The following is a 25,880-nucleotide window of genomic DNA, read 5'->3' as shown; positions in this document are numbered from 1 at the left end:
AATCCTCTAAACTTTATTAGTTACCTAACCTAAACCGCTGCAGCGCCTGAAACAATCTCCGACAATTCTTGCGTAATCGCAGCTTGTCGTGCCTTGTTATAGACTAATTGCAGATCATCGATCAGCTCACCAGCGTTATCAGTTGCAGCCTTCATTGCTACCATACGGGCAGCCTGTTCAGACGCAATATTCTCAACAACACCTTGATAAACTTGAGACTCAACATAACGAGTCAACAATACTTCCAAAATATCTTTTGGATCTGGCTCGTAAATGTAATCCCAAGGATACTTAGCTACTTCTTCTTCCGATTTAGGTAAAGGTAGCAGCTGTTCGATCACAGGAGTCTGAGTCATAGTATTCACAAATTTGTTGAATACGATAAACAGACGATCCAGTTTGCCTTCGTTGTAAGCTTGTAGCATAACTCTCACGGTACCGATTAAATCGGCTAACTTAGGCGCATCGCCTAAACCTGAGGCATGGGCAGAGATTTCTCCACCAAAGCTATTGAAGAATTGCACACTTCGTGCACCAATTGGACAAAATTCAACTTCTGCCCCTTGGTCTTTCCAATCCTTCACATCTGACACAACCTTTTTGAAAAGGTTAACGTTCAGACCACCACAAAGGCCACGGTCGGTTGACACAACAATGTAACCAACCCGCTTGGCATCTCGAACTTCCAAATATGGATGTTTATATTCAAGAGTACCTTGCGCTACGTGACCGATCACCTTACGCATATGCTCTGCATATGGACGGCTCGACTCCATGCGATCCTGCGCTTTGCGCATTTTGCTGGCAGCCACCATTTCCATTGCAGAAGTGATCTTTTGAGTGTTTTTAACACTCGCGATCTTGGTTTTAATCTCTTTAGCGCCGGCCATTTCTACTCTCCAATCTGGGACCTGAGGCGCCTTACGACACCTCGATAATTATTACCAGGTTTGGGTTTCAATGAACTTGTCCAGGCCAGCTTTTAATTGACTTTCAATGTCTGCGTTGTAATCGCCAGTTTCATTAATAGTATTAACAAGCTCAGCATGTTCGCTGTTCATGAATGAAAGCAGAGCAGCTTCGAAGCTACCGATTTTACTTAATTCAACAGTCTTCAAGTAGCCTTTTTCAGCTGCGAAGATTGAGATAGCTTGGGCAGCGATGCTCATTGGAGCATATTGCTTTTGCTTCATAAGTTCGGTAACACGCTCACCATGCTCAAGTTGAGCACGAGTTGCATCATCTAAGTCAGATGCAAATTGTGAGAACGCAGCAAGCTCTCGATACTGTGCTAACGCGGTACGAATACCACCAGACAGTTTCTTGATGATCTTAGTCTGAGCCGCACCACCAACACGAGAAACAGAAATACCAGGGTTAACAGCTGGACGTAAGCCAGAGTTAAATAAGTCAGTCTCAAGGAAGATCTGACCATCTGTAATAGAAATTACGTTGGTCGGTACGAATGCAGATACATCACCTGCTTGGGTTTCAATAATCGGTAACGCAGTTAAAGAACCGGTTTTACCTTTTACTTCACCGTTAGTGAATTTATCTACGTAGATTTCGTTTACACGTGAAGCACGTTCTAATAAACGAGAATGTAGATAGAATACATCACCTGGGTATGCTTCACGTCCTGGTGGACGCTTCAATAGTAGAGAGATCTGACGGTAAGCAACTGCTTGCTTAGATAGATCATCATATACGATTAAAGAATCTTCACCGCGGTCACGGAAGTATTCACCCATTGAACAACCTGAGTAAGGTGCTAAGTATTGTAATGCTGCAGCTTCAGAAGCTGTTGCTACTACAACGATAGTGTTAGCTAATGCACCGTGCTCTTCAAGCTTGCGTACTACGTTAGCAATTGTAGAAGCCTTTTGGCCTACAGCAACGTATACACATTTAATGCCTGAATCTTTCTGGTTGATAATTGCATCGATAGCCATCGCTGTTTTACCAGTCTGACGGTCACCAATGATCAATTCACGTTGTCCACGACCAATTGGGATCATAGAGTCAACGGCTTTATAACCAGTTTGGATTGGTTGATCTACTGATTGGCGCTCAATTACACCAGGAGCAATTACTTCAACAGGAGAGAAACCATCGTTATCGATTGGTCCTTTACCGTCAATTGGCTCACCAAGGGTGTTAACTACGCGGCCTAATAAACCACGACCTACTGGTACTTCAAGAATACGACCAGTGGTCTTAACTTTTGCGCCTTCTGCTAAATTAGCATAAGGACCCATTACTACGGCACCGACAGAATCACGTTCTAAGTTCAACGCGATTGCAAAACGGCCACCAGGCAGTTCGATCATTTCACCTTGCATTACATCGGCAAGGCCGTGAATGCGAATGATGCCGTCACTTACTGCAACGATTGTACCTTCGTTGCGAGCTTCACTAACGACGTCGAACTGCTCGATCCGCTGCTTAATCAGATCGCTGATTTCAGTGGAATTCAGTTGCATGCTCAAACTCCCAATTACGATTGTAGCTTATCAGACAAGCGCGATAAATTACCGCTAACCGAGCCATCGATGACTAGGTCGCCTGATTTAATAATTACACCGCCAATAAGCGATGCATCTACACTACAATTCAGCTTAACTTTGCGTGCGAGACGTTTCTCAAGAGAAACACTAATTTGCTCTTGTTGCTCAGAGCTCAGCTCAGTCGCTGAAACAACAGTTGCTTCAACTTCTTTAGCCCACTCATTGCGGTATTCAGCAAAAAGTAAAGATACTGTTGGTAGTATCTCTAAACGACCGTTTTCAGCCATCACCTTAATAAGGTTCTGACCTTGCGCATTCATTTGCTCACCACATACTTCGATAAATAGTGAGGCAAGTTGTGCACTAGCCAATGAACCACCAAGCAACGGTTTAATTGATTCGTTTTCACTTACCAATGCCGCGAAGTTAAGCATTTCTGCCCAATCTTCAATTGCTTTGTGTTCAACAGCAAAATCAAAAGCTGCCTTTGCATAAGGACGAGCAATGGTGCTTATTTCAGCCATAACTCCGATTCCTTAATTAAATTTCAGCAACAAGTTTATTAACTATGTCACTGTGAGCTTCTGGATCAATCGAACGTTGAAGAATTTTCTCTGCACCAGTTACGGCAAGAGTAGCAACTTGCTTACGCAAGTCATCTTTAACGCGATTACGTTCGTTTTCAATTTCAGCTTGACCTTGAGCGATAATTTTCGCACGTTCGGTATCAGCTTCAATTTTAGCTTCTTCAACTATTTGAGCTTTGCGCTTATTAGCTTGCTCAATAATTTCATTAGCAGTCGCCTTCGCTTCTTTTAGTTGCTCATTAGCTTTCGCTTGAGCCAACTCTAGATCTTTTGCAGCACGTCCTGCATCAGCTAGCCCATCGGCAATTTTCTTCTGGCGTTCTTCGATAGCGTTCATCAATGGCGGCCATACAAACTTCATGCAAAACCACACGAAGAGTGCAAAAGAAATCGCTTGGCCTAGCAGGGTAGCGTTAATACTCATAACGACAACTCCTTCTAAGGGGGCGATTAGCCAGCTAATTGACCTAAGAATGGGTTAGCGAATACGAAGAATAATGCAACACCAACTGCAATCATTGAGATCGCATCAAGTAGACCAGCTACGATGAACATCTTAGTTTGTAATGCTGGAGCAAGTTCTGGTTGACGAGCTGAAGCTTCTAAGAACTTACCACCTAAGATAGCAAAGCCAATACCAGTACCTAGCGCTGCTAAGCCAATCATGATTGCAACAGCTATTGCTGTAAAGCTAATTACAGTTTCCATTTTATCTCCGATAAATAACTAATTTTATTAAATTAATGTTCTTCATGTGCCATGCTTAGATATACAATCGTAAGCATCATGAAGATAAACGCCTGCAGCACAATAACCAAAATATGGAAAATAGCCCAAGGCACTGATAATGCGAACTGAGCCCACCAAGGCATCAGTGCTATCAGAATAAAGATCAACTCACCTGCATACAGGTTACCAAACAGACGAAGCGACAATGAAATCGGCTTCGCAACCAAAGTAACTGTTTCCAAAATCAAGTTAACTGGAATCAGTGACCAATGGTTGAAAGGTTGTAAGGTCATTTCTTTTGTGAAACCACCAAATCCTTTAACTTTAATACTGTAAAAAACAATCAACGCAAACACACTCAAGGCCATACCTAGAGTTACGTTTAAGTCAGTTGTTGGTACAATTTTAAGGTAAGGAACACCTAAAAATCTGTTTGCGGCTTCAGGTACAAAGTCAACCGGAATTAAGTCCATTAAATTCATCAGGAAAACCCAGACAAAAATAGTCAGACCTAATGGTGCGATAACCGCGTTACGACCATGAAATGAGTCTTTAACGATTTTATCTACACCTTCCACGCACATTTCAACGAAACATTGAAATTTACCTGGAACGCCAGTTGTTGCTTTTTGTCCTACTTTGAAGAATGCCCACAAAAATAGAACCCCAAGACCTACTGAAAACAAAAGTGAGTCAATGTGCCAAGTCCAAAACCCGGCATCTTGACATGCATAGTTAAAAGCAATTCCGCCATCAGCAGAACACATTTTCGCATTAGTCAGGTGATGCTGGATATACTCGGAAGCATTTAATGCTTCACCAGTTGTCGCCATGATTAATCTCACTTAATTTTGCTTGAAGTATAAAGGGGCTGTCCAAGGTATTAATAGCGCCAACAAATAACAGCTAAATAACGGCATAAATGGCGTTTTCAGCATGCCAAATGCAATGGCGAATAACACAATGGTTAGCAGCAACTTTACCGCTTCCCCCAAGAAAAACATCCAAACGACTTTTCCTGACGCTTTAGCTCCCGCATGAGAGAAAGCAAGGGTTGCGAATACAAAATTAGGGAGTACAGCAATGAGACCACCTGCTAAAGCAGATAAGCCATACTGAGCTCCCCACAGAGCGAAAAATAAAATTGAAGTTCCCCCAGCTACCGCCGCCTGCAACAACACTATTCTATAGGCTGACCACCGGCCACGACGCGCTAAAACCTTACTCAATTTTTAATCTCCGCATTAATGCTTATTTCTCTTCTGGGCGGTTAATGTGATCATTAACAACTCAGACAGGAAAAAAGCATGCAAAGTATACCTTTTCACACCTTGTTTGCAACTTTGATGAGAGGTTAAACAGTGATATTAGGCGTGATTTGAGACTAAATTTCTAAAATCTCAAATTTACGCCTTGTTACAAAGTTACTATTGAAATGACTTTGTTGGAGGATTTAGTGGATTTTGCTAAGTATTCCATCTAATTCAGCAAGATCTTGGTAGTTTATTACAATTTTACCTTTACCTTTACTGCCATGATTTATAGCCACTTTAGCACCTAATTTTTCAATTAACTGTTGCTCCAAGCGGGTTACATCATGATCTTTAGCTGGCTTTTCGGCTTCTTTGGTAGGATTTAGGGCTTTATTCACTAATCGTTCAGTTTCACGAACTGTCATTTCTTTAGAAGCGACTAATCGAGCAAGGTTTGTTTGCTCATCACCTTCAATAGCCAATAATGCTCGAGCGTGACCCATATCAATATCGCCATACTCTAATAAACGTTTTACTGGCTCATTTAAACTGTTTAATCGTAATAAGTTAGAAACACTTGCTCTAGATTTTCCGACAGCATCAGCCGTTTGTTGATGGGTTAATTCAAATTCTTCAAGTAAACGTTGTAATGCAATGGCTTCTTCCATTGCATTAAGGTCTTCACGCTGGATATTTTCAATCAAGGCAATTGCTACGGCGGATTCATCAGGTACTTGCTTAACAATACAAGGAACTTGCTCTAATTGAGCAATTTGCGATGCTCTCCAACGACGTTCGCCAGCAATGATTTCGTATCTTTCAGTATCAACTTTACGAACAACAATAGGCTGAATGATACCTTGTGACTTAATAGATTCAGCTAATTCATCCAGTGCTTCTGGTGACATGTCTTTACGCGGCTGATATTTACCAGATTGCAATAAATCCACATCTAGCATTAATAAACCATCTTCTTTCGGCGCTTGGTCGATATTGATGTTAGGTTGAGTCTGTTCTGTTTTTCTATTAGCAGCGCTACTGTTGCTTAGTAATGCATCCAAACCTTTACCTAAACCACGTTTTTTTAACGTCATTTTATTCCCTTACGCTTACTTTGATTCTGTTTGTTGCTCTGCACGGCGAATAATTTCACCCGCTAAAGCTAAATAGGCTTTGGCGCCAGCACTTGATTTATCATAATACATCGCAGGAGCACCAAAACTAGGCGCTTCAGCTAAACGGATATTTCTTGGAATAACGGTGCGATATACTTTTTCGCCAAAATGTTGTTTTAGCTGATCGGACACATCATTAGATAAACGATTTCGAGGATCATACATGGTTCGTAAGATCCCTTCGATGCTCAAATTAGGGTTAACCATCGCACCTAATTTGGTGATGGTATCGATCAATGCAGTTAAGCCTTCTAATGCATAATATTCACACTGCATTGGCACTAATACAGAGTCAGCGGCAGACATCGCATTGACCGTCAACATGTTGAGCGACGGCGGACAGTCAATAAAAATGAAATCATAATCATCTTTTACTGCTGCCAAAGCATTTTTTAATCGAATTTCTCTTGCAAAAAACTCCATTAGCTTAATTTCTGCTGCAGTTACATCACCATTACCCGCAATAAGATCATATTTACCGGTCGTATCTTTGATCACTATCTCTTCGAACGGCTTTTCTTCAACAAGCAATTCGTATGCGGTATTTTCAACTTCATATTTGTCGACACCGCTGCCCATAGTGGCATTACCTTGCGGATCAAGATCGATTAACAGCACTTTGCGTTTTGTGGCTGCAAGTGATGCTGCTAAATTAACACAAGTTGTTGTTTTTCCAACGCCACCTTTCTGGTTGGCTACGGCAATGATTTTACCCACGTGTTCACCCTAAGGACTTATTTACGATGTCCGATAATATTTATTTTTTTCCTGACTATTATTTCTTGGTCAGTTTTAACAGATGTCTTTGTTCATCGAGCTTTGGCACTGTTAACGAAATGGTTTCAGTGACTGTAAACTCGTTAGGAATACTGGCCATTTCTGCATCACTAAGTTGGCCTTTAAGCGCATAAAATTGGCCATTGTCAGCTGGTAAGTGATGACACCAAGTCAACATGTCTTCAATTGATGCAAAAGCACGGCTAATTACGCCATCAAATTTTTGATCGGGCTCATAAGCCTCAACACGACTTTCAACTGAAGTAATGTTATTAATCTTTAATTCAAATTGAACCTGTTTTTGAAAACGAATACGTTTTCCTAAACTATCAAGTAACACAAACTCTTTATCGGGATTAAGAATTGCTAGTGGGATCCCAGGTAAACCAGGTCCAGTCCCAACATCAATAAAACGCTGCCCTTTAAGATAAGGAGAAACCACTAAACTGTCCATAACATGACGGATTAACATCTGTTCAGGATCTCTAACCGAAGTTAAGTTATAAGCTTTATTCCATTTGTTTAGCATGGTAACAAACCCAACAAGCTGTTGTTGTTGAGTTTCTGTTGCTGATATACCAGTTTCAGCAAGATAAATCTTAAGTTGATCGGCTAACACGCTAAGTGACCTCTAAATCAAAGGGAATCGTTAATCATCGGGTATTATGAATGGCAGAAATGACTAAGGGAAGTCTCAATGCTTCCCTTATTGGTTAAAACACAACTTTTTACTGCGATTTATGCGCTTTTACGTAATAAACCACGTTTTTTAAGGTGTACAAGCAAAATTGAAATGGCGGTTGGGGTCATTCCAGAAATACGTGAAGCTTGGCCAATGGTTTCAGGTTTATGCTCATTCATCTTAGCAATGACCTCATTCGACAAACCTTGCACTTCTTGATAATCCAAATCCAATGGTAAAACAGTCGTTTCATGACGGATTGCTTTGTCAATTTCACCTTGCTGTCTTTGAATATAGCCTGAATATTTCACTTGGATCTGAACTTGCTCTGCAGCACGCGGATCGTCAACACCTGGGCCGAAACCTTCTAAACTCATTAATTTACCGTAATCCATTTCTGGACGACGTAATAAATCTTCAAATGATGCTTCACGTGAAATAGGTGTATTTAATTCAGGATTCAATACATCCAGTAACGGTGAGTTTTTATGAACCCAATTACTGCGTAAACGCTGTAATTCAGTTTCAATTAACTCTTGTTTTTCACTAAACTTCTGCCAGCGCTCATCATCAACTAAGCCTAATTCACGGCCTTTTTCAGTGAGACGTAAATCAGCATTGTCTTCACGAAGTAACAAACGGTATTCAGCACGACTGGTAAACATGCGGTAAGGTTCTTTTGTGCCAAGTGTTGATAAATCGTCAACCAATACGCCAATGTATGCCTGATCGCGTCTTGGACACCAAACTTCTTTGCCTTGTACTTGCAACGATGCATTCATACCAGCTAACAAACCTTGTGCACCCGCTTCTTCATATCCGGTTGTACCGTTAATTTGTCCAGCAAAGAATAAACCATCAATATTTTTAGTTTCTAAAGAGTTTTTAAGATCTCTTGGATCAAAATAATCATATTCAATGGCGTATCCAGGACGAATGATCTCAGCATTTTCCATACCTTGAATAGATCTAACCAAATTCAATTGTACATCGAAAGGTAGACTTGTTGAGATCCCATTAGGGTAGATCTCATTAGTGGTTAACCCTTCTGGTTCAATAAAAATTTGATGGGAGTTTTTGTCTGCAAAACGATTAATTTTATCTTCGATCGATGGGCAATATCTTGGACCAATTCCTTCAATAACACCTGAGTACATTGGGCTACGATCGAGTCCTCCACGAATAATATCGTGAGTTTTTTCATTGGTATGTGTGATGTAACAAGAAACTTGTTCAGGATGCTGGCTAACATCACCAATGAATGACATGACAGGTAACGGACTGTCACCTTTTTGTTCTTGCATTTTATCGAAATCAATCGTGTTTGCATCAATTCTTGGTGGCGTGCCCGTTTTTAGACGTCCAACACGAATTGATAATTCTTTTAGTCTATTAGCGAGTGCAATTGCAGGTGGATCACCTGCTCTTCCGCCGCTGTAATTTTCTAAGCCGATATGAATTTTACCACTTAGGAAAGTACCGGTTGTTAATACAACGCTTGGTGCTTCAAATGCTAAGCCCATTTGAGTAACAACACCTAAAACTTTATTGTTTTCAACAACTAAATCGTCTACAGCTTGTTGAAAAATACGTAGATTGGGTTGATGTTGTAAAATTTGTTGTATTTTTTGACGATACAAAGCTCTATCAGCTTGTGCACGAGTCGCTCTAACAGCTGGGCCTTTGCTTGAATTTAATGTTCTAAATTGGATACCTGCAAAGTCAGTTGCGGTTGCCATTGCACCGCCTAAGGCATCAATTTCTTTTACCAAATGGCCTTTGCCAATCCCACCAATGGCTGGATTACAAGACATTTGTCCAAGGGTATCAATATTGTGTGTTAGTAATAGGGTTTTTGATCCCATTCTGGCAGCAGCTAAGGCTGCTTCGGTTCCGGCATGACCACCACCAACAACAATTACATCAAACCGTTCATGAAAATGCATTTTGTAACCTTGGATAAAATAAATTTCTAATTTAGATCTTTAAACGAAAGACTCTCTGAGCCGAGTATTTTAGCACCTGGTTTGCTTTTCGGGAATGATCAATTTTCGTCTTTCGATCAGAGGAGGTTTGCTTAATAGATCTTAAGATCTTTTTAAAGATCTCTTTGTTATGTTTATTATTAGGATCGTACTTTTCTGTGGGTAAGCCTAATTTTTCTTTATATTCAATGGGTAATGGATAAACGTTCTTGTGTTCTAACTGCGATCTAATTAAATATAAGTTGGGGATAGATCGGCTACTTATCCACAGGGGGATCTTTAACCAGATCAGGTGTGGATCAATACAAAGTTATGATCGGATAAAATAATACCTTATCCACATAGTTATCTTGTAAATTAACTTATTGTGGATAAGGTTGGCTGTTATTGTGAGTATAAATGAAGATATTAACTTAATTAGTGGAAGTGATCGACGATTGCCATTGAGCTAACCAAGCAAGCGCGGCATCTTCAGGTACTGGATCCATTTGAACATCGATTTGGATCTTATTCACAAATGAGATTGCACCGAGTTGATCTAACCTTGAAATTATTTTTTCTGGGCCTTGGCAAAAAGTATCGTAACTTGAATCACCAATAGCGCATAACGCATATTTTAGCTCTGTAAGATCATCATTTGTGGCGATCAATTGTTGATAAAAAGGCGCTATATTGTCGGGAAGATCACCTGCTCCATGTGTAGAACTGACGATCATCCATAGGGATTTGGGGTCTAATTCAGATAAATTAGGAGCGAGATGTATTTGAGTTTCGTGGCCTAATTTGTCTAATTCTGCAGCCATATCGTCTGCTACATATTCAGTACCACCTTGCGTTGTACCGACTAAAATTTCGATTTTTGCCATATTATTGCCTTTGAATTAACCGTTAATTGTCATAGTTTACGCTGATTTATCATTGCACAAAGCGGTTTTTGTCCGTATTTTCAATAGTTACATTTAACAAAAATATAACTTTTCATGTCTCTTGTTTCTATTACTGCCCAAATAGCCGATTTAGCTTGGGGCCCACATATGTTGGTATTACTTGTGGGTGGAGGGCTTTTTTCCTTATTTATTCGAGGTTTATTCCGTTTCGATATATTGGTCATGCCATTAATATTGTAAGGGGTAAACATCCAGATAAAGGTGCAGAAGGGCATATTAGTCACGCTGGTGCACTCTCCAGTGCAATGGCAGGTACCGTTGGAATGGGCAACATCGGCAGTGTCGCTGTCGCAATCATGGTGGGTGGTCCAGGCGCTATTTTTTGGATGTGGATCAGTGCCATTGTTGGAATGGCGACCAAATTTTTTACTTGTACCTTAGCGATAATGTATCGAGGTAAAGATGAAAATGGCGATGTACAAGGTGGCCCTATGTACATTATTACTCAAGGGTTATCTAAAAAGTGGCACTTTTTAGCAGTTTTCTTTTGTGTTGTAGGCCTAGTGGGTAACTTTCCATTATTTAACTCTAATCAACTGGTACAGATTATTCGTGAATGGCTAATTGTAAAACCAGGATATTTTCCAGCTAATGAATCTACTTTTTGGATCGATTTATCACTGGGTATCGTCGTTATGCTGATTGTTGCTAGCGTTATTTTAGGCGGGATCAAACGTATTGCATCTGTGGCATCAAAGGTGGTGCCATTGATGATCCTCATTTATATGAGCTGTGCTTTTTATGTTATTGCGACTCATATAACTGAAATACCTCATTACTTTGCATTAATTTTTACAGAGGCTTTTTCATTAAACTCAGTTGGAGGCGGCATATTAGGTACTATGCTAATTGGCATTCGTCGTGCGGCTTTTTCAAATGAAGCGGGTATTGGTACCGAAGTAATGGCTCATGGTAGTGCGAGAACCAATGAACCTGTTAAAGAAGGCCTTGTCGCTATGCTTGGTCCAGCCATTGACACTTTGTTAGTGTGTACTGCAACAGCAATGATAATTTTGATTTCTGGGGTTTGGCAAACAGGTGAAGCACAAGGGGTTAATTTATCTGCCCAAGCGTTTGAAATGACAATGCCAGGAGTAGGGCCTTATCTGTTGATATTGTGTGTGGTGTTTTTCAGTATCAGTACCATTTTTACTCAAGCATTTTATGGTGGCCAGTGCTTTGCATTTTTATTTGGTCGTCAACGGTTACGTTTATATCAGTACTTTTTCTTGTGTGCGATTTTATTTGCTGCAACGGCAAGTATTCAAGAAATTGTTAATATTATTGATGCGGCATATGCCTTAATGGCTATTCCGACGATGACGTCTGCTATTTTACTTGCGCCAAAGGTGAGGGCAGAATCTAAACGTTACTTTGCCAAACTTGCCAATAAGTCATTGACTACAAATCATCATTAATGAATAGAAATAGATAAAATGCCAGCTAACATTTAGCTGGCATTTTTTATTGCTGTTTAGTGTTAATTCCAACTCAAGAGTAGTTTACTAAGTAGTATATCTAGTTGCTTTATCTCATCTTCTGACAAAATTGCTAATTTTTTTGCTCATTTTTATGAAGCTCAACGATGATAGCGTCAACCAGTTCTTTTCCCATTGGTGATAACTTAACCAGCTTGCTACGCTTGTCGTCAGGATTATCCAGTCTTTCTATTAGCTCAGCTTGCTTCATCCTGTTTAGGACTTTTGTTAAACCGCCTGAACTGAATAGTAGAGAGTGGTAAAGGGTGGTTGGTGACAAACAATAAGGCTCGCCACTTCTTCTTAAGGTTGCCAGAATACCGAAGTCTGCACCTTGTATTTGGTAATGACCTAATAGCTCTTCGAGATCTGTTCTGATGTGATGATGAGCTCTGAGCAATTTAAGAATCGACGGAGAAATATGGTCGTATGCTTCAGGCCAATTAATTTTTGTTGATTGTAAAATGCTATCGACACTTTCCTGTTTTGGCAAAATCTATTCATTTAATCAGTGGGTGTTGCAAGTAATATATCTTGCTAGAAAGCTAAAATCTAGCTAGTATCTTTCTGGAAAGGTACTTTAGAGGTGTAAATGCAACAATCCATATCTAAAAGCTTAATTCTGTTACTTGCTGCTGTTTTTGCGATGACTCCATACGCGATCGATAGTTATCTGCCAGCGATTCCAATCATTGCAACTGATTTCAATGTCGACACTTCTTTGATTGCGATTACCGTCAGCATGTATGTTTTCGGGATGGCAATTGGTCAGTTAGTTGGCGGACCACTATCTGATAAATTTGGCCGTCAGCCAATTATGTCATTAGGTTTACTGGTGTTTGGTGTATGCAGTTTAGTGTTGGCTTTAGTCGATTCTCTGGCGTTTTTTGGCTTTGGCGTTGCTTGCAATCAATTGGTGGCGGTATGGCTGTTGTTGTTGTACCTGCAACTATTCGTGATAATGCAGAAGGAAAAGAAGCGGCGAAAGTATTCTCACTTGTGATGCTAATTATGATGATAGCTCCTTCTATTGCTCCCGCCATTGGCACCTTAATTATGAAAATATCCAGCTGGCATTGGATTTTCTTATCATCTGCTATTTTCGCAATCCTTGTGGCAATCTGTGCATTTTTTGTTCTGCCAAAGCATATAAAGGCTAGTGATACTATGCCTAGTACTAGCTTTAAAAGTATTCTTAAGTTCAAACCTGCGCGGGGATATTTAATTGCACAAGTATTTTCTTATGCGCTATTAATCACGTTTATTACCAATGCACCTTTTGCTTATTTAGTTAAGTTTGGTGTTAGCGAAACGCTCTTTTCAGGGTTATTTATTGCTAATGTTGTGGGAGTTGTGATCATCAATCGTTTAAATGCTTATTTGCTTAATCGTTATGATGCTGAACAAATGCTGTTGGCATTTTTAGGGTTAAAAGTGTTCGGTGGACTTGTTTTGTTCTGTTCAATTTTGATTATGCCAAATAATCTATGGTTTGCTGTTTCTGGCTTTGTTATCTGTATGGCGGCGACAGGTGGGACAATATCTAATGCAAGTGTAAGCTTTTTAAAGCACTTTGGTAGAAGTGCAGGTACTGCTTCAGCGTTAATGGGATCTATGCAGTTTTTCATCGGCGCAATTATTAGTGGTATAACAGCATTACTGTTGAAAGACGCTTTATGGCCCATGGTGCTGATCATGTTTGGATGTTCGGTTATTGCACTTTTAGCGACATTAAAGGCTAATGCACTTAACAGAAAAATGACTGAGACAAAGATGAGTTATTGCGTTAATTAGTCTTTCTATCAAGTTATTTTCTTCATTATCAATGCGTGTAACTGCCTATATAAAAGATAGTAAAGCCTCAATGTTATTCACATTGAGGCTTTACTATCTTTTATAAGGCTGTTATTTCTATTTTGAAACTCTAACTATGTTTCACATGGAACAATGACCTCTTTTTTAGGTCAAGGCTCATTGATCATTGTCGTTTTCTATTTATAAATACTTTGCATGGAACCTTAAATGGTCTTCGATAAAACTACTAATGAAGTAGTAGCTATGATCGTAGCCTTCTTGCATACGCAGGGTTAAAGGGTATTCCTGTTCTTTGGCTGCATCGACTAATACTTGTGGTTTTAACTGCTCTGCTAAGAAGTTATCATCGCTACCTTGGTCCACCAGCATAGGAATAGCGGCTTGAGTAAGCTTCATTAATTCCGTGCTGTCATATTCAAGCCAATCTTGTTTATCTGTACCTAGATAACCAGTAAAAGCCTTTTGTCCCCAAGGGCAATTAATAGGATTACAAATCGGGCTGAATGCTGAGATTGACTGATAACGCTGCGGATTTTTAAGACCGATACTGATAGCACCATGACCGCCCATTGAGTGACCACTTATGCTGCGCTGCTGAGAAACAGGAAAGTGTTGTTCAATGAGTTCTGGCAACTCGTTCACAACGTAGTCATACATTTGATAATGGGTATTAAAAGGGGCTTGAGTTGCATTGACATAAAAACCTGCGCCTAGACCAAAATCATAAGCTCCTTCGCTGTCGTCTGCTACATTCTCACCACGTGGGCTAGTATCTGGTGCCACAATGGCAATACCCAGTTCCGCAGCTATTCGTTGAATACCTGATTTTTGCATAACATTTTCATCGGTGCAGGTTAAACCTGATAACCAATAAAGCACAGGTACTTTTTGAGTTGCCGCTTGTGGTGGTAAGTAAATGGCAAAACGCATTTGGCAATTTACCGTGTCTGAATGATGGTTATATTGCTTTAACCAGCCACCGAAAACTTTATTACTGCTGACATTTTCTAAAGTCATGTTGTTATCACTTCTTTTGAAAATGCCTTATCAACTGATAAGGCATATGGTTGTCTTAAGGTGTTCAATTCAGAATATGTTAGCGTTCTGAATGGATAACATTTGCGCAGAGCTTACTTGTCGAAATGAATGACAGAGCGAATACTTTCTCCGCTGTGCATTAAATCGAAAGCATCATTAATTCCTTCAAGTCCCATAGTGTGAGTAATGAAGTGATCTAATTTAAACTCACCATTTAGATACTGCTCAACAATGCCTGGTAATTCACTGCGCCCTTTAACACCGCCAAATGCGCTGCCTTTCCAGACTCGGCCTGTCACCAACTGGAATGGACGAGTTGAGATTTCTTGTCCTGCACCAGCAACACCAATAATCACAGACTCTCCCCAACCTTTATGACAACACTCAAGTGCGCTGCGCATCACATTGACGTTGCCGATACATTCGAAAGAGAAATCAACACCACCGTCAGTTAGCTCTACAATGACATCTTGAATAGGTTTATCGTAGTTTTTAGGGTTAATGCAATCTGTCGCGCCAAGCTTAGTGGCTAGCTCAAATTTAGATTCATTTAAGTCAATACCAATAATACGTGAAGCCCCAGCCATGGTAGCGCCAATAATTGCTGATAAACCAATGCCACCTAAACCAAATATGGCTACGGTATCGCCTTTTTGAACCTTAGCGGTATTAAGTACGGCGCCCATACCTGTAGTGACACCACAACCTAATAAACATACTTCTTCTAGTGGCGCATCTTTATTCACTTTTGCAAGCGAGATTTCAGGTAATACGGTGTACTCGGAGAATGTTGAACAACCCATATAATGGAAAATTGGCTCACCATCTTTATAAAAGCGAGTCGTACCATCAGGCATTAAGCCTTTACCTTGTGTTTCACGTACTGCGCTACATAGGTTGGTTTTACCTGATGTACAGAACTTACATTTACCACACTCAGCGGTGTAAAGAGGAATAACATGGTCACCGACTTTAACGCTAGTGACTCCTTCACCGACCATTTCAACAATCCCGCCACCTTCATGGCCCAGAATTGCTGGGAAAACACCTTCTGGATCATCACCTGATAGGGTAAATGCGTCAGTATGACAAACACCCGAAGCGATAATCTTTACCATCACTTCTCCCGCTTTCGGGTACATGACATCAACTTCTTCAACTGATAATGGTTGTCCAGGTCCCCATGCAACAGCGGCTTTAGACTTAATAAATTGTGCTGACATTGTGTTTGTCCTTATTAAAGATGAACGACTAAATTGAATCTACTTAGTGTAGATGAGATTTTGTAGTGATAGATCTATTGTATTTATTTTCTGTCAGTTGATAATAAGCTTAAATTACAAATGACTTTTACAGGTGAGTAATAATGCTTCCATGGGAAGGGGTTTATGAGTTTGTCGCAGTAGCTGAAACGGACAGTTTTACCGTTGCTGGTAAGCGTTTGTCTATTTCAACAGCCCAAGTTAGCCGTCAAATTAGTCAGATTGAAAATAGATTAAATACTAAACTTTTTTACCGTACCACCAGAAAAGTCTCTCTGACAGAAGAAGGGCAAGTTTTTTATCGGCATTGTAGGCAGGTGATTGATGGTCTCGAAGAAGCTGAACGAGCCATCAGTAGCCTGCAAAATAAACCGCAAGGGTTAATCAAGCTGACTGCACCTGTGACCTATGGTGAGAAGTTTATCATGCCGATTGTGACTGACTATATGCAGCAATATCCTGATGTCGAAGTGATTTGTGAATTAACAAACAGGCAATTAGATTTAGTTGAGGGCGGTTATGATTTGGCTATTCGCTTAGGCCGATTACCTGACTCTAGTATGATGGCAAAGCGACTAACCAGTCGAGAGCAATTTGTGTGTGCTGCACCTGAGTATATTAATCGTTTTGGTGCGCCATATTCATTATCTGAATTGAGTCAGCATAATTGTTTAATCGGTTCGCAATCTCACTGGCACTTTAATGAATTAGGTAAGGCGAGAAGTATCAAAGTACATGGGAACCTGCAATGCAGTAGCGGTATTAGTTTATTGGATGCGGCATTAAAAGGCCTAGGAATTGTGCAATTACCTGGTTATTACGTTAAACAGGCTATTGCTGACAATAAGCTAAATGTACTACTGGCATCTTTTCAACAAGAAAAAGAAGGCATTTGGGCTTTGTACCCACAAAACCGTCATCTATCTCCTAAAGTCAGATTATTGGTGGATAAACTCACTGAATGTTTACCTAAGCAGTAATCTGTAATCTGTAATGTGTTATTGATTCATCTTGCTTTGAAGTAGCGATTTGGAACCTATTCCAAATCGCTATCTCACATCCATATTTGATTAAAATATGCGCTGTGGTTCATTTCTGTAAATCTACCTATTTAGATATAAGTAAACCTTGGTTGATTCCCTTTTTGGAATTGATTCCATCTTTATGATGAAGGAGTCAATTTAAAAAAGGGTGATGACCTATGAGTAATGTAGATCTGTTAGGACGCCGTAAATTTATCGCAGGGCTTGGTGTTGCAGCGGGTGCTGCAATGGTGGCTCCAGCGATGGCTGTTTCTGAAAAAGCAGACGGTGTTAAGTGGGATAAAGAAATTGAAATCGTCATTATTGGTTCTGGTTTTGCTGGCTTAGCTGCAGGGATTGAGGCAACAAAACTGGGCGCAAAAGATGTCCATATTTTTGAAAAAATGTCCTATTTTGGTGGTAATTCAGCTATTAATGGTGGCTTATTTGCAGCACCAGGGACGCCAATGCAATCAAAAGAAGGCGTTAATGATTCTGTAGATCGTATGGTTGCAGACCAATTAGCTGCTGGACGTGGTATTGCCGATGAAGCATTACTTCGCCATGTTGCTGAGCATGCTATGGAAGCATTACAAATGACTTTTGATGCGGGCTCAGAGTACCATCCATATTTGCAACAGCTTGGTGGTCACTCTGTTGCACGTACTTACCAAACAACCGTGAGTTGTGGTGCTGGTATTACCCAACCTTTATTACATAAGTGCCGTGAATTGGGTGTTCATACCCATAACCGATCTAAGTTTGAAGGTTTCTTGATTGGTGATAACGGCGAAGTACTCGGCGTTAAAATGCGTGACAACTATCACTTTGGCGAAGATCAACCAGGTAAAGTCATTAATATTCGTGCCAAACGTGGTGTGATTATGGCGACAGGTGGTTTTGCTCAAAATGTTAACCTTCGCATGGCGCAAGATCCAACGTTAACCTCTGAAGTAGGTTGTACCAATGCACCAGGTGCTACAGGCGAAGGCATGTATGAAATGTTCCGCTTAGGTGCTGTACCTGTTCATTTAGCGCATATTCAATCTGGCCCTTGGGCGTCACCTGATGAAGGTGGTTTTGGTTATGTATCTAACTATTCTATCTATAACTTCCCTCATTCTATTGCGATTAACCGTTTAACTGGTCAACGTTTTATGGATGAAATTGCTGACCGCAAAACGCGAGCTGATGCTGAGCTTGCGTGCCGTGATGAACAAGGGAATGCATTACCACCTATTTTAATCACTAGCTACAAAGATTCTAAAAAGCATCCTAATACCAAAAAAGTCATTAAGTACAACGTGGGGTGGAAGTTTGACTCTGTTGAGGAATTAGCTTCGCATTTTAATGTGCCGTTAAAAGCACTCAAAACTCAAATTGAAGAATATAACCAATACGTTAAATCTGGTGAAGATAAGCAGTTTGGTAAAAACATGACTAAGGCTGCAGGTAAGTATATTGAAGCGCCTTTTACCGTTGTGCGTTTATGGCCAAAAGTGCATTACTGCCAAGGTGGCGTTCAAATTAATACCAAAGCAGAAGTAAAAGACAGCTTCACGGGTGTGGCGATTCCAGGGCTTTACGCTGCTGGTGAAGTCTGTGGTGGTATCCATGGTGTAAGCCGCTTAGGAAGTTGCTCTATTCCTGAGTGTATGGTCATGGGAATGACTGCTGCTCGTAGCATGATGAAAGCGTAACCCAATTTACAAGAGGAATTATTGATGAACACATTAAAGATAATGCTTGCATTGGGATTATTATGTTTAAGTAGTGCCAGCGTTCAAGCAGTAGAAATTAGAGACCATCATAAGGAAGTGATTGGTAAAGATTGTAAAGCTTGTCATGATCAGGGGATTAAACAATTCCTTCAGATCAAGCTTGTCAGCAGTGTCATGATGTTGATGAGTTAGCTGAAACAACAGCGCGTAGTGAAGAAGACAAGTGGCAGAATCCACATAATAACTTGCATTATGGCAAAGAGTTACCTTGTCAAGAGTGTCATGGTGAACATAAAGCGAAAAAGCCTATTTGTAGTGATTGTCACACGTTTAAATACGACAAACATAAAGAGTAGTTCTTTACTGTTTTAGTTAACTTATAACAGCAGATAAGTCAGCAGTAGCTTATCAATTGCCTCCCCTTTGGGTAAGATAATTGCTGATAATCAAAGCCTCTAATTCATCATCTTAGGGGCTTTTTTTATGTTTTTTATTGCGGTTTATTTGTAGGTTTTATTAATAAGTACAACTTATGCTTTGATATCGAACCTTCAGCAAGGCGAGTTCACTTATTCACTGTCATCATTATGATGCGCTAGGTTTTCTACATTGGCTTTAATCAACGAAATTAACTGTAAAGTTGCATCTGTTTGGGTATCAGGATTGAGATAAAGTGCTTCGTTGAATACCGGTAATATTGGCAGTCCATGCTCAACGGGATCGAGTATTTGCATTTTGTCGCTGATCCGAAATTCAGCAATGGGGGCAATGGTAAGATCGTTTTCAACGGCCATACACAATGCTTGTGGTGACGGGGTTGATAGTAATACATTGATCGAGCGCATTGTTAATTGATGATTGGCAAAGACTTGTGCGCGAATTGGGCAATTTTCTGGGTACAGTGCCATAGGAATAGCGCTGCGTTTATGGGCATTACCATTCTTGGCTGCTACCCAATGAAAGCGTCGTTCAAAAAGTAACTCTCCATTAGCCGGTGTTTGCCAATGAGTTGCAACGATGACATCAAATTCACCTTGTTGTAAGCGCTTATATAGATTACCGCTAACATCGGTATCAATCACTAACTCTATTCGAGTAAATTCACGAATAAATTCTAATAAACAGCTGCTTAAATATCGTTTTATATAATCTGTTGGAACACCTAATCGAATGATTTCTCGATTTTGGCCATCTTTTAAATCATCTAAAGCTTGTGAACTTAACTGCATCATTTTATAGGCATAGTTAAGCAAAGTGACACCTGATTCAGTCAAGGTGACCCCTTTGTTATCACGGATAAGTAGTGGTTGACCAACGCTTTCTTCAAGCTTTTTAATTTGCAGACTTAATGCTGATTGAGTCCGGCAAATTTGTTCTGCAGCTTTTGAAAGGTTGCCATTTTCGGCTACCGCGATGAAGCTTTCTAGTAATTCAATTTTTAACATTGGCTTTTGATAATCTGGCTATTGAGATTGATCATAGTGGTATCAGTATTACTTAATATCGAAAACGTAAAAAGCTTGTTATCGTGTGAATGTGAACTGGTAACATATTTTTCATTCAAAGTAAGGGATACATCATGAGTACTTGGCAGAAAAGAGGAGAATACCTAGTCGAAGTATCTCAGCGTTGTTTAAGAGGGCATAAAACATTTGATTTATGTCGTTCACATTTAGTTCAAGCTAGCCAAATATCTAAAGGGACTATTTATAACCATTTCCCTAACGAGGCCGATTTAATGGTCGCGGTGGCAATTAATGATTTAAATCGTTGGAGTGTCCAGGCTGCACTTGATGAACAACATTATCAAGACCCGCTTATTCAGTTTTTAGCTCATCAATGTTGGCGTTTACACGATACTTTAGTTAATAAAACCTTTGTCATTGAAAGAGTCATGCCTAACTCTGATGTTTTATCTCAAGCTAGTGAGGTGTATCAGGTAGCTTATCAGCAAAGTTACGATGCTTATTTTGTATGGTTTCATGGCATGATTACAAAAATAGGCAAGGTTGAAGGCTTCAATCGTGATGAATTAGTGATGAGCTATTTACGTGGTGCGATGATTAATTGTGATGATGCAGATAAGGACGGAAATGATGTTCAGCTATATTATCAATACTGTTATGCCATCGTTCAATTACTAGGACACTCAGATAAAAGATTGCCTGCAATTGCTAAGTTTAAAGAATGGTTAAGTACCATGCCACAACAGCTGTCGGCGGCATAAGATACGAATAACTTTATTTAAAAGGTTATTGTGCTAAAAAAGCCATGACTTTCGCTTTTGGCATACCAGTAATCTTTTGAATCTTATCAAATGTGACTTCTTGGTTGGGACGATATTGCTCAATGGTATTGAGTTGATGCAGCCATAAATGTCCTGTCATGGTGGCATCTGCTAATGCTCTATGAAAAACACCATCATTGGGCAGTTGATGGTAATCAACTAAGGTTCCTAACTTATGATTGGGTGCATCTTGGTTAATTCTGCGTGATAGCAATAAAGAACAAGCAAATTGACCTGAGTATTGATGATTTATCCTATTGAACTCTGCGTCTAAAAATTTCTTATCAAAGCTGGCGTTATGGGCAACGAGATTAAAGTCGCCCATAAAGTCTGCAAAGCGTGCCATGACTGTTTCGCAGTCATCGGCTGTTTGCAGCATTTCATTGCTAATACCTGTGTAGTTTTCAATAAAACTATTTACTCGACGTCCTGGGTTCATTAATTCTTGAAACGAATCAACTTCCACACCGTCAACCAATTTGACTGCACCAATTTCAATGGCTCTATCAGCGTTATCAGGTGATAAGCCTGTGGTTTCGAAATCGAGTACGATAACGGTATTTGCTAAACTCATAAGGGTTATTTACCAATACAAAAAGAGCTAAAGATTTTGCCGAGTAAATCATCTGAGGTGAACTTACCGGTAATTTCAGAGAGGGCCATTTGTGCCATACGTAGTTCTTCCGCTAACAATTCACCGGCTAAATAAACTTCCAGTTGCTCTTTTCCTAACTGCAGGTGGCTTGAAGCGAGATCTAATGCCTCTAAATGACGACGACGGGCAATAAAACCACCTTCAAGGTTACTTTGATAACCCATTAAGGATTTTAGGTGTTGTTTAAGTTCCTCAACGCCTAAACCTGTCTTAGCTGAAATACGGTAAACATTGTAGCCGTGCTCATCAGTTGTCATGACAGGCTCACCAGTTAAGTCGGCTTTATTTCGCACCACAGTAACGCCAAGTTTAGCGGGGAGGCGGTCGATAAAATCTGGCCAGATTTCATGTGGATTTACGTCAGTAGTTGTGGTGCCATCAACCATAAATAGCACTCGGTCTGCTGTGGCTATTTCATCCCAAGCACGTTCGATACCTATTTTTTCAACCGTATCGGCTGTATCACGTAAGCCTGCAGTATCAATAATATGCAATGGCATGCCATCTAAGTGGATATGCTCACGCAGTACATCACGTGTGGTACCCGCAATTTCGGTTACAATGGCTGATTCTTTACCAGCAAGAGCATTTAACAGACTAGATTTACCCGCATTAGGACGTCCTGCAATGACTACTTTCATTCCTTCACGGATAATCGAGCCTTGTTTAGCACTGGCTTGAACTGAATCCAGTTTGTCGATGATGTTATAAAGTGAATTAGCAATTTTACCATCAGATAAGAAGTCGACTTCTTCATCAGGGAAGTCAATCGCTGCTTCGACGTATAAACGCAAGTTAGTGACTTGTTCGACAAGTTGGTGCACTTCATCTGAGAACTCGCCTTGGAGCGAGTTTAACGCGCTCTTAGCGGCTTGTTCACTGGTGGCATCAATTAAATCGGCAATGGCTTCAGCTTGGGTTAAATCAAGCTTATCGTTCATAAAGGCTTGTTCACTAAACTCACCAGGTTTAGCAATTCGAAGACCATCAACTTCCATCACACGCTTTATGAGCATGTCTAAGACGATTTGACCGCCATGACCTTGCAGTTCCAATACGTCTTCACCGGTAAAGGAATTTGGTCCTTTAAAGAATAAGGCTATCCCTTGATCAATGACTTCACCAGTCGCACTTTTAAAGTCACAGTAATCGGCATAACGGGTTTTAGGTAGATGGCCTAATACGCTATGTGCGACTTCAGTTGCTTTATCACCTGATACACGAATGATACCGACGCCGCCACGACCTGGTGCGGTTGCTTGTGCCACGATAGTGTCTGTCATTGAGGAAAACCTTTGTTTAAATTTAATAAATGAAAAGGCGGCTCAATAGCCGCCTTTAAAGATTATATCAGTTTGAGCTATGACTTATTTTAAGCCTTTTTTCTCAAGACCTGCATAAATAATCTTTTGTTGTGTGATTGCGACTAAGTTACCTACTAACCAGTAAAGTACTAGACCTGATGGGAACCATAGGAAGAATACTGTAAAGATAACTGGCATCCATTGCATCATTTTCACTTGCATTGGATCCATGGTTGGTGCCATTGGTTGCATTTTCTGCATTAACCACATAGACACACCCATTAGTAGTGGCAATACGTAGTAAGGATCTTGAACCGATAAATCGTCAATCCAAAGCATGAATGGCGCATGGCGTAACTCATAACTTTCTAGCAATACCCAGTATAGTGCAATGAAAATTGGCATTTGTAGCAAGATTGGAAGACAGCCGCCCATAGGGTTAACTTTTTCTTTCTTGTACAACTCCATCATTGCTTGACCCATCTTCTGACGGTCATCACCAAAGCGTTCTTTTAACTCTGCAAGCTTAGGCTGCAAGTTACGCATCTTAGCCATTGAAGTGTATTGCGCTTTAGTCAGTGGGTATAAAATACCACGTACAGAAAGCGTAATTAGGATAATTGCAACACCCCAGTTAGTGACAATCGACTGGAAGAACATCAATAGTTTGTAGATAGGAATTGCTAGCCACCAAAGGAAGCCGTAATCAACAACTAAGTTTAATGTTTCAGAAATGTCTGAAAGTGCTTTTTGGTCTTTAGGACCAACGAAGAACTGAGCACTAATCGTTTGTTGTGCACCAGGAGCAATATCATGTACTGCGCCGCGGAAACCAATATTAGCTTGGCCACCCGCACTCATGCTAGAGAAGATAGTATTTGAATCGTTTGCTGGTGGTACCCAAGCTGACACGAAGTAATGTTGAAGCATCGCTGCCCAACCACCTAATGTTTGTTGGTTTAGGTTACTCTTAGCAATATCTTCAAAGTCATATTTTTCATAGCGTACACTTTGAGTCGAGAATGCTGCACCACGGTATGTTGGCATCATCATGCTACTTTCAGATGCTTGTACCGTTTGTTTAATTTGACCGTACATTTGCATTTGAAGCGGCGCTGAAGTGGTGTTGTTTACGTTGTAATCAACAGTCACATCAAATTGGCCACGGGTGAAAGTAAATACTTTGGTATAGCTTGCGCCATTTGCATCCACATAACTTAATGGTACAGATAACGTATCTTGACCATCAGCTAATTGATAAAGTTCTGACTCTGCAGAGAAGTGTGCACGTCCGTGAGTACTGCTATCAATACCATCACGACCGATTAAACCACTTTGAGAAATATAGTTGAATGCGCCATTTTGCTCTAAAAGAACAAATGGGTCATTACTATCAATTTCAACTTTATGGTCAACCAAAGCAGCATAAACAATATCACCGCCGACTGGGTCAATTTTAATGTCTAACTGATCGGTTTTAACTTCAATCAGATTTTGAGTTGCCGGTAATTGAACAGGCATACTTGAATCTGCATCGGGTACATCGCTATTGCTGTGCGATGGTACATCATTCGTTTGAGCAACCGTAGTTTGTGTCGCGACTGGTTGCGGTGCTTTATCGTCTTGCCATGCTTGCCAAAGTAAAAAACTGACAAACAGTAGTGCGATAAGCATTAAATTGCGTTGAGATTCCATAGCCTATTTGTTACACCTGTCATTTTTAGGGGGACGGGATCACTTCCGCCGGGATGTAAAGGGTGACATTTTAGTATGCGTTTCGCTGCAAGCCAACAACCTTTCACTGTTCCATGCGTTTTTATTGCGTCAATCGCATAATAAGAGCACGTTGGGTTGAATCTACAGCGAGGACCCAGCATGGGGCTGATAAGAAGTTGGTAACCACGAACAGCCTTAATGGCTAGCCATTGTAACGGCGACTGAGCTTGCGCCATAACTTCTCTGTTAACTTGTGTAATTCTGCATTTTCCATATCGACCACACCATTTCTAACCAAGACAACAATATCAAGATTTGGAATGTCGTGCTGATTTAAACGGAAATTTGTTCTGATTATTCGCTTAATTCGGTTGCGATCACTGGCATTTTTAACAAAACGTTTTGCAACTGTTAATCCAATACGAGGATGTTGTTCAGAATTAGGTACAGCGAGCAGAGTTATTTCAGCAGAAGATGCTTTGATAGGATTTGAGAATACAGATTTAAATTGCGCGGGAGTTAACAGACGTAACTCCCGCGTAAAAGCATAGCTAGTCACTATGGTTATCTACTGATTAAGCAGATAAACGAGCGCGACCTTTTGCACGACGACGTGCAATCACTTTACGGCCGCCTACAGTGGCCATACGTGCGCGGAAGCCGTGAGAACGCTTACGCTTCAGGTTGCTTGGTTGAAAAGTACGTTTACTCATTTTGGCAATCCGTATATTTAGTAGTTAATAAACCTTACATTCTTAAAATAAGAGGTAAGGGCAAAAAAGAGGCCGAATTGTAATCACTTTAATCACTACCGTCAACAAGGAAAGTGGCTATATGAACAATTTTTACCTAATTAACTTTGAGGCAAACATCAAAAATGCACTATACAGTGTGGATAACTCTGTGTACCAACACTATATGTAGTGGATCAAAGGCTGTT

The 25,880-nt window shown here is 40.3% G+C and carries 25 protein-coding genes and 3 pseudogenes; 6 read left to right on the top strand and 22 right to left on the bottom strand.

Annotation, left to right across the window (positions count from 1 at the left end):
• Positions 1-29: 29 nt before the first annotated feature.
• The 12 genes from atpG to mioC form a co-directional block, all read right to left on the bottom strand.
• Positions 30-890, bottom strand: a complete 861-nt coding sequence (atpG, locus tag ACGEDC_RS08505) for a F0F1 ATP synthase subunit gamma (protein WP_055025451.1) — start codon at positions 888-890, stop codon at positions 30-32.
• A 51-nt stretch (positions 891-941) separates the two neighbouring features.
• Entirely contained in the window at positions 942-2,483 is a 1,542-nt protein-coding gene (atpA, locus tag ACGEDC_RS08500) for a F0F1 ATP synthase subunit alpha (RefSeq protein WP_055025452.1), read from the bottom strand.
• A 14-nt stretch (positions 2,484-2,497) separates the two neighbouring features.
• A complete protein-coding gene (gene atpH / locus ACGEDC_RS08495; RefSeq protein ID WP_055025453.1) occupies positions 2,498-3,031 on the bottom strand; it encodes a F0F1 ATP synthase subunit delta in 534 nt (177 codons plus the stop codon).
• Positions 3,032-3,047: 16 nt separating this feature from the next.
• Complete coding sequence (gene atpF / locus ACGEDC_RS08490; RefSeq protein ID WP_055025454.1) at positions 3,048-3,518, bottom strand: F0F1 ATP synthase subunit B; 471 nt, start codon at positions 3,516-3,518, stop codon at positions 3,048-3,050.
• Positions 3,519-3,544: 26 nt separating this feature from the next.
• Positions 3,545-3,802 carry a F0F1 ATP synthase subunit C gene (gene atpE, locus ACGEDC_RS08485; RefSeq protein ID WP_012157432.1) on the bottom strand — a complete coding sequence of 86 codons (258 nt, stop codon included), beginning with the start codon at positions 3,800-3,802 and terminating at the stop codon, positions 3,545-3,547.
• A 32-nt stretch (positions 3,803-3,834) separates the two neighbouring features.
• Positions 3,835-4,656, bottom strand: coding sequence for a F0F1 ATP synthase subunit A (gene atpB, locus ACGEDC_RS08480; RefSeq protein WP_055025455.1), 822 nt, complete (start codon positions 4,654-4,656; stop codon positions 3,835-3,837).
• A gap of 12 nt (positions 4,657-4,668) precedes the next feature.
• The gene (locus ACGEDC_RS08475; protein ID WP_055025456.1) at positions 4,669-5,052 is read right to left on the bottom strand and encodes an ATP synthase subunit I; all 384 of its coding nucleotides are present in this window, start codon (positions 5,050-5,052) and stop codon (positions 4,669-4,671) included.
• Positions 5,053-5,276: 224 nt separating this feature from the next.
• Positions 5,277-6,170: a ParB/RepB/Spo0J family partition protein gene (locus ACGEDC_RS08470; RefSeq protein ID WP_394497639.1), complete on the bottom strand. Its 894-nt coding sequence runs from the start codon at positions 6,168-6,170 to the stop codon at positions 5,277-5,279.
• A 15-nt stretch (positions 6,171-6,185) separates the two neighbouring features.
• Complete coding sequence (locus ACGEDC_RS08465) at positions 6,186-6,968, bottom strand: ParA family protein (RefSeq protein WP_055025458.1); 783 nt, start codon at positions 6,966-6,968, stop codon at positions 6,186-6,188.
• A gap of 58 nt (positions 6,969-7,026) precedes the next feature.
• Positions 7,027-7,647 (bottom strand): 16S rRNA (guanine(527)-N(7))-methyltransferase RsmG, encoded by a 621-nt coding sequence (gene rsmG, locus ACGEDC_RS08460; RefSeq protein WP_119969580.1) that lies wholly within the window; start codon positions 7,645-7,647, stop codon positions 7,027-7,029.
• Between the two features lie 119 nt (positions 7,648-7,766).
• Complete coding sequence (gene mnmG / locus ACGEDC_RS08455) at positions 7,767-9,656, bottom strand: tRNA uridine-5-carboxymethylaminomethyl(34) synthesis enzyme MnmG (protein WP_394497636.1); 1,890 nt, start codon at positions 9,654-9,656, stop codon at positions 7,767-7,769.
• A 452-nt stretch (positions 9,657-10,108) separates the two neighbouring features.
• Positions 10,109-10,561 carry an FMN-binding protein MioC gene (gene mioC, locus ACGEDC_RS08450; RefSeq protein ID WP_192021811.1) on the bottom strand — a complete coding sequence of 151 codons (453 nt, stop codon included), beginning with the start codon at positions 10,559-10,561 and terminating at the stop codon, positions 10,109-10,111.
• A 155-nt stretch (positions 10,562-10,716) separates the two neighbouring features.
• Between mioC and ACGEDC_RS08445 the strand changes: the two genes are divergently transcribed.
• Positions 10,717-12,060 (top strand): alanine/glycine:cation symporter family protein, encoded by a 1,344-nt coding sequence (locus tag ACGEDC_RS08445; protein ID WP_394497633.1) that lies wholly within the window; start codon positions 10,717-10,719, stop codon positions 12,058-12,060.
• Positions 12,061-12,193: 133 nt separating this feature from the next.
• Here ACGEDC_RS08445 and ACGEDC_RS08440 read toward each other — a convergent pair whose 3' ends face one another.
• A complete protein-coding gene (locus ACGEDC_RS08440; RefSeq protein WP_394497631.1) occupies positions 12,194-12,613 on the bottom strand; it encodes a MarR family winged helix-turn-helix transcriptional regulator in 420 nt (139 codons plus the stop codon).
• 99 nt (positions 12,614-12,712) lie between these two features.
• On the opposite strand from ACGEDC_RS08440, the pseudogene ACGEDC_RS08435 reads away from it, so the two are divergent.
• A pseudogene (locus tag ACGEDC_RS08435) lies at positions 12,713-13,914 on the top strand (multidrug effflux MFS transporter).
• Positions 13,915-14,115: 201 nt separating this feature from the next.
• Here the strand turns inward: ACGEDC_RS08435 and fghA are convergent.
• Complete coding sequence (gene fghA / locus ACGEDC_RS08430; protein WP_065108810.1) at positions 14,116-14,952, bottom strand: S-formylglutathione hydrolase; 837 nt, start codon at positions 14,950-14,952, stop codon at positions 14,116-14,118.
• Positions 14,953-15,065: 113 nt separating this feature from the next.
• Complete coding sequence (locus ACGEDC_RS08425) at positions 15,066-16,196, bottom strand: S-(hydroxymethyl)glutathione dehydrogenase/class III alcohol dehydrogenase (protein WP_055025466.1); 1,131 nt, start codon at positions 16,194-16,196, stop codon at positions 15,066-15,068.
• Between the two features lie 143 nt (positions 16,197-16,339).
• Between ACGEDC_RS08425 and ACGEDC_RS08420 the strand changes: the two genes are divergently transcribed.
• From ACGEDC_RS08420 to ACGEDC_RS08410, 3 genes and pseudogenes are all read left to right on the top strand, one after another.
• The gene (locus tag ACGEDC_RS08420; protein WP_394497628.1) at positions 16,340-17,215 is read left to right on the top strand and encodes a LysR substrate-binding domain-containing protein; all 876 of its coding nucleotides are present in this window, start codon (positions 16,340-16,342) and stop codon (positions 17,213-17,215) included.
• Positions 17,216-17,436: 221 nt separating this feature from the next.
• On the top strand, positions 17,437-18,957 hold the full coding sequence (locus ACGEDC_RS08415; protein ID WP_394497626.1) for a flavocytochrome c: 1,521 nt from the start codon (positions 17,437-17,439) through the stop codon (positions 18,955-18,957).
• A gap of 24 nt (positions 18,958-18,981) precedes the next feature.
• Positions 18,982-19,334, top strand: a pseudogene (locus ACGEDC_RS08410) (cytochrome c3 family protein).
• Between the two features lie 213 nt (positions 19,335-19,547).
• Here the strand turns inward: ACGEDC_RS08410 and ACGEDC_RS08405 are convergent.
• The gene (locus tag ACGEDC_RS08405) at positions 19,548-20,423 is read right to left on the bottom strand and encodes a LysR family transcriptional regulator (protein ID WP_055025470.1); all 876 of its coding nucleotides are present in this window, start codon (positions 20,421-20,423) and stop codon (positions 19,548-19,550) included.
• A 134-nt stretch (positions 20,424-20,557) separates the two neighbouring features.
• On the opposite strand from ACGEDC_RS08405, the gene ACGEDC_RS08400 reads away from it, so the two are divergent.
• Complete coding sequence (locus tag ACGEDC_RS08400) at positions 20,558-21,205, top strand: TetR/AcrR family transcriptional regulator (protein WP_394497623.1); 648 nt, start codon at positions 20,558-20,560, stop codon at positions 21,203-21,205.
• Positions 21,206-21,230: 25 nt separating this feature from the next.
• On the opposite strand, the gene ACGEDC_RS08395 is transcribed toward ACGEDC_RS08400, so the two are convergent.
• The 6 genes and pseudogenes from ACGEDC_RS08395 to rpmH form a co-directional block, all read right to left on the bottom strand.
• On the bottom strand, positions 21,231-21,839 hold the full coding sequence (locus tag ACGEDC_RS08395; protein WP_394497621.1) for a 3'-5' exonuclease: 609 nt from the start codon (positions 21,837-21,839) through the stop codon (positions 21,231-21,233).
• Positions 21,840-21,844: 5 nt separating this feature from the next.
• Positions 21,845-23,203, bottom strand: coding sequence for a tRNA uridine-5-carboxymethylaminomethyl(34) synthesis GTPase MnmE (gene mnmE / locus ACGEDC_RS08390; RefSeq protein WP_394497619.1), 1,359 nt, complete (start codon positions 23,201-23,203; stop codon positions 21,845-21,847).
• A gap of 84 nt (positions 23,204-23,287) precedes the next feature.
• The gene (yidC, locus tag ACGEDC_RS08385; RefSeq protein ID WP_055025474.1) at positions 23,288-24,919 is read right to left on the bottom strand and encodes a membrane protein insertase YidC; all 1,632 of its coding nucleotides are present in this window, start codon (positions 24,917-24,919) and stop codon (positions 23,288-23,290) included.
• 3 nt (positions 24,920-24,922) lie between these two features.
• Positions 24,923-25,176, bottom strand: a pseudogene (gene yidD, locus ACGEDC_RS08380) (membrane protein insertion efficiency factor YidD).
• The gene (gene rnpA / locus ACGEDC_RS08375) at positions 25,143-25,499 is read right to left on the bottom strand and encodes a ribonuclease P protein component (RefSeq protein ID WP_055025475.1); all 357 of its coding nucleotides are present in this window, start codon (positions 25,497-25,499) and stop codon (positions 25,143-25,145) included. The pseudogene yidD and the gene rnpA overlap by 34 nt, the downstream one beginning before the upstream one ends.
• A 16-nt stretch (positions 25,500-25,515) precedes the next feature.
• On the bottom strand, positions 25,516-25,653 hold the full coding sequence (rpmH, locus tag ACGEDC_RS08370) for a 50S ribosomal protein L34 (protein WP_011867659.1): 138 nt from the start codon (positions 25,651-25,653) through the stop codon (positions 25,516-25,518).
• Between the last annotated feature and the right edge of the window lie 227 nt (positions 25,654-25,880).

The organism is Shewanella sp. ENK2 (assembly GCF_043568515.1).
GTDB classification, from domain to species: domain Bacteria; phylum Pseudomonadota; class Gammaproteobacteria; order Enterobacterales; family Shewanellaceae; genus Shewanella; species Shewanella japonica.
This window is presented reverse-complemented; position numbering and strand designations above follow the sequence as displayed.

Bases quoted from the DNA above. Each gene is read 5' to 3' on its own strand.
- atpG (WP_055025451.1), bottom strand. From the start codon at position 890: ATGGCCGGCGCTAAAGAGATTAAAACCAAGATCGCGAGTGTTAAAAAC.
- atpA (WP_055025452.1), bottom strand. From the start codon at position 2,483: ATGCAACTGAATTCCACTGAAATCAGCGATCTGATTAAGCAGCGGATC.
- atpH (WP_055025453.1), bottom strand. From the start codon at position 3,031: ATGGCTGAAATAAGCACCATTGCTCGTCCTTATGCAAAGGCAGCTTTT.
- atpF (WP_055025454.1), bottom strand. From the start codon at position 3,518: ATGAGTATTAACGCTACCCTGCTAGGCCAAGCGATTTCTTTTGCACTC.
- atpE (WP_012157432.1), bottom strand. From the start codon at position 3,802: ATGGAAACTGTAATTAGCTTTACAGCAATAGCTGTTGCAATCATGATT.
- atpB (WP_055025455.1), bottom strand. From the start codon at position 4,656: ATGGCGACAACTGGTGAAGCATTAAATGCTTCCGAGTATATCCAGCAT.
- ACGEDC_RS08470 (WP_394497639.1), bottom strand. From the start codon at position 6,170: ATGACGTTAAAAAAACGTGGTTTAGGTAAAGGTTTGGATGCATTACTA.
- mnmG (WP_394497636.1), bottom strand. From the start codon at position 9,656: ATGCATTTTCATGAACGGTTTGATGTAATTGTTGTTGGTGGTGGTCAT.
- mioC (WP_192021811.1), bottom strand. From the start codon at position 10,561: ATGGCAAAAATCGAAATTTTAGTCGGTACAACGCAAGGTGGTACTGAA.
- fghA (WP_065108810.1), bottom strand. From the start codon at position 14,952: ATGACTTTAGAAAATGTCAGCAGTAATAAAGTTTTCGGTGGCTGGTTA.
- ACGEDC_RS08425 (WP_055025466.1), bottom strand. From the start codon at position 16,196: ATGTCAGCACAATTTATTAAGTCTAAAGCCGCTGTTGCATGGGGACCT.
- ACGEDC_RS08420 (WP_394497628.1), top strand. From the start codon at position 16,340: ATGCTTCCATGGGAAGGGGTTTATGAGTTTGTCGCAGTAGCTGAAACG.
- ACGEDC_RS08415 (WP_394497626.1), top strand. From the start codon at position 17,437: ATGAGTAATGTAGATCTGTTAGGACGCCGTAAATTTATCGCAGGGCTT.
- ACGEDC_RS08405 (WP_055025470.1), bottom strand. From the start codon at position 20,423: ATGTTAAAAATTGAATTACTAGAAAGCTTCATCGCGGTAGCCGAAAAT.
- ACGEDC_RS08400 (WP_394497623.1), top strand. From the start codon at position 20,558: ATGAGTACTTGGCAGAAAAGAGGAGAATACCTAGTCGAAGTATCTCAG.
- ACGEDC_RS08395 (WP_394497621.1), bottom strand. From the start codon at position 21,839: ATGAGTTTAGCAAATACCGTTATCGTACTCGATTTCGAAACCACAGGC.
- mnmE (WP_394497619.1), bottom strand. From the start codon at position 23,203: ATGACAGACACTATCGTGGCACAAGCAACCGCACCAGGTCGTGGCGGC.
- yidC (WP_055025474.1), bottom strand. From the start codon at position 24,919: ATGGAATCTCAACGCAATTTAATGCTTATCGCACTACTGTTTGTCAGT.
- rpmH (WP_011867659.1), bottom strand. From the start codon at position 25,653: ATGAGTAAACGTACTTTTCAACCAAGCAACCTGAAGCGTAAGCGTTCT.